At 74.1% G+C, this 3,686-nt stretch carries 1 protein-coding gene and 1 pseudogene; both read right to left on the reverse strand.

What is annotated here, in order from left to right; translation table 11 throughout:
* Positions 1-2,967, reverse strand: a 2,967-nt coding sequence (locus ACTIR_RS23080; protein ID WP_026454549.1) for a glycosyltransferase, incomplete at its 3' end; no start/stop codon positions are given.
* Between the two features lie 10 nt (positions 2,968-2,977).
* Positions 2,978-3,686: pseudogene (locus ACTIR_RS26605) on the reverse strand (hypothetical protein); the annotation flags it as partial.

The raw sequence follows: 3,686 nt of genomic DNA on the forward strand, positions 1-3,686 counted from the left end.
CCCGACCGCGTCCAGGCCGCTCAGCGGCGAGCCGAGCACGGCGTCGCCGGCCACCAGCGCGAGCGGCGCCGCCACGGTGACCAGCGGCCACCGCCGGTACGCCCGCAGCAGGACCGGACTCAGCAGGACCAACCACAGGTAGGTGCGGACGTACCAGAGCACGATGGCGGCGTCCCGGCCCAGTCCCCACTCGCCGTACGGCGGGTCGAGCACGGGGAAGACCCACAGCAGCAGCTCGGGCGGATTCAGCGGTGTGGCCCCGCCGTCGCCCGCGGACCCGGCGCCGTCGAGCGTGGTGCTCCAGCCGTGGGCCAGCATCAGCGGCACCATCACCACCGCCAGCACCCACACCGGCGGCAGCAGCCTGCGGATCCGGCTGCCGACGACATCGACCGGCGGGGTGCGCTCCATCGACCGGGCGGCCAGGGAACCACCGATCGCGAACATGACACCCATCGCCGGGAACGCGACACTGAGCCACGCCCACCCGACAGTGTGGTAGAGCAGCACGCGGGCCAGCGCCGCCGCACGCAACAGGTCCAGCCACCGTTCCCGCACCGGCACCGGGGTGGTGGACGACCGTGCCGGTGGGTTCCCCGGTCCCCGCGCGGCCCACAGTGTCGGCCGGAACCCCGCTTCCTGCGGGGAATCCGGTGGCTGCGGGGCATCCGGTGCCTGCGGGGCATCCGGCGCCTTCGGGGCATCGAGTGCCTGTAGGGAATGTGGTGCCCGTGGGGCATCCGGTGCTTGTGGTCGTCCCCCGGCCGGGTTCTCCGCGGCCCCGGGTCCGTCCGTACCGTGCCGTCCCTCCGTGTCCTCCCCCCGTTCGGTGCCGCCGTGCCCGTCCGGTGCGGTCGCGGTGCCGCGTGCGGTGGGTGCGGCGACCGTGCCGGGCCGCGTGATGCCGGTGCGGCGCAGGTGCTGCCACCGCACCCGCACCCCGGACACCGCCGCGATCACCGACTGCACCAGGACGACGTACATCAGCTGCCGGTACACCAACTGCTGGGTGGGCAGCAGCCACAGCGCCGAGCGCGACTCCCGGTCGAGGCCGAACGCGCAATACGCACCGACCCCCTGGATCGCCAGCATGGACAGCCACAACAGCACGGTGGTGCCCGGATCGAGGAAGAGGACGCCGTAGAGCAGGAAGACGTCGATCACCGGGGCCAGCATCGGCAGCAGCACCTGGAACGCGAGCACGTGCAGCAGGCCGAACCGGCCCACGCGGCCCGCCGCGCCCCGCTCGACGATCGCCCGGCGGTGCTTCCACACCGCCTGCATCGTGCCGAACGTCCACCGGAACCGCTGCTGCCACAGCTGCCGGACGGTCGTGGGCGCCTCGGTCCAGGTGACGGCGGTCTCCTGGTAGACGGTGCGCCATCCCGCGCGGCCGACGGCGATCGTGAGATCGGTGTCCTCGGCCAGGGTCCGCGCGCTGAGCCCGCCGACCGCCTCCAGCACCTCCCGCCGGAACGCGCCGCCCGCACCCGGCACGGTCGGCATCGACCGGGTGACGTCGTACACCCGGCGGTCGACGTTGAAGCCGACCACGTACTCGATGTGCTGCAGGCGGGCGAGCAGGGTCTCCCGGTTGGCGATCTTGACGTTGCCGGACACCGCGCCCACCGTCGGGTCCGCGAAGGGCTGCACCAGCTCGCGCACGGTGTCCGGCTCGAACAGGGTGTCCCCGTCGACCATGACGATCAGGTCGTGCGCGGCGGCGGCGACGCCCGCGTTGAGCGCCGCCGACTTGCCCCCGTTGGGCAGCCGCAGGACCCGCACCCCGGGCAGGGAGAGCCGCTCCACCACGTCGGCGGTGCCGTCGTCCGACCCGTCGTCGATCACGAGAATCTCGACCGGGTGGTCGCTCGCCGCGGCCGAGCGGACGGTGGCGGCGATGTTGGTGGCCTCGTTGTACGCGGGGATGAGCACCGACACCGGGCGGCGGACCGGGTCCCCCCAGCATTCCGGATGCGCACGTCGGTACCGGGCGTGCCGCCGGGCGAGGACGAGCAGCACCAGCAACCGCGCCACGGTGAGCGCCCCGACCACGATCAGGGCCCACTTCAGCACCGTCATCATCGCCCTCGCGGCCGTGACCAGTGCGGTCAGCGCCGACCCGGAGACACGGTCGCCCACGGCGGCGGGGTGTTCCGCGTCGATCCCGACCGCCTCGCTGACCGTGGTGAACCGGTAGCCCTGCCGCTTCAGCTCCGGGATCAGCACGTCCAGCGCCGCGACCGTCTGCGCACGGTCGCCACCGGCGTCGTGCAGCAGCACGGTGCCGCCGCGCCCGTTCTCCGGCGTCGCGTTGTCCACAATGGCGTCAACCCCCGGACGCCGCCAGTCCTGACTGTCCACATCGGTGAACACGCTGACGTACCCGTGTTCGCCCGCGTCGCGCACCACCCGGTACGCCGGATCGTCGAGGGCCCCGACGGTGGACGAGTACGGCGGTCGGAACAGGCGGGTGGTGACCCCGGTGGCCCCGGCGAGCACCAGCTGCGTCTGATGCAGCTCCCGTTCGACCCGCCAGTCCCCGGTGGTGGCCAGGTCCGGGTGGGTGAAGGTGTGCACCCCCAGTTCGGACCCGGAGCGGTGGATGCGCTCGACCAGCTCCGGGTGCCGGGACGCCATCGAGCCGACCACGAAGAACGTGCCCGGGACGTCGTGCCGGTCGAGCACCTCCAGCACCCGCGGCGTCCAGGTCGGGTCCGGACCGTCGTCGAAGGTCAGCGCGATCGTGCGGTCCGGCAGTCCGGTGGAGACCACCTCGTCGCCGGTGGCGTCGACGACCGAGCCACCCCGCAGGATCGAGGAGGGCACGGTGTCCTCGCCGGCGAACTCCCGTTCCGGGTTCGCGTCGTTGCCGATCTCCGAGTTGGACCATCCCGCGACGAGCAGCATCGTCACGAACAGCACGCCGACGACGGCGACGACGATCCACGAACCCCGTATCCGCACAGTCGTCCCCTCACCCGCCGGACGGGGGCGACATCCGCCCGAGCGCGCGTTCCGCGCTCAGCGCGATCCGCACCGGCCGGGGTGCGTCCGCCCGCGCGGTGTCCTCCCCACCGGGTCCGGAACCACCCACCGGGTACCGGGAGGGTGCCGGGGTCTCCGTCCCGGCGCCGGGTGTGGCCGGACCGTCCGCGCCGGACCCGCCGCCGTGGTCTCCGTCGCGGTCGGCGTTCCCGCCGTTCCGGGGATCCCCGTCCCGGGGATCCCCGTGCTCGGGATCCCCCTCGTCGCGGTCCGGCCGGTCGGACCCGCCACCACCGCGCTCATCGCCGTCCTCCGGGGCCCTGTCGCCGGACTCCCCGTCGCCGGTGTCCCCGTCGCCGGTGTCCCCGTCGCCCGTGTCCCCGTCGCCCGTGTCACCGGAGTCCCCGTCCCCGGGGTCGCCGTCCTCCGGCACTCCTTCGTCGGGGTCGCCGCCCTCCGGGGGCGGAGGAACGGGATCGTCCTCCCGCGGGTCGCGGTCGCCGGGGCCGCCGGGAGCTTCGTCGTCCCGGCCGGTGTCCGGACCGTCCGACCCTCCGTCGTCCTCCGGCCCCGTCGCGTCCTGGTCGCTGCCGTCCGGATCGCTGCCGTCCGGGTCGCTGCCGTCCGGGCGACCGCGGTTGTCCGGACCGGCGGGTGACCCGTCCGCGGAGCCGGGGACGTCCCGCCCGGCCGTGTCG

Source organism: Saccharomonospora iraqiensis subsp. iraqiensis (assembly GCF_000430445.1).
Lineage (GTDB): Bacteria > Actinomycetota > Actinomycetes > Mycobacteriales > Pseudonocardiaceae > Saccharomonospora > Saccharomonospora iraqiensis.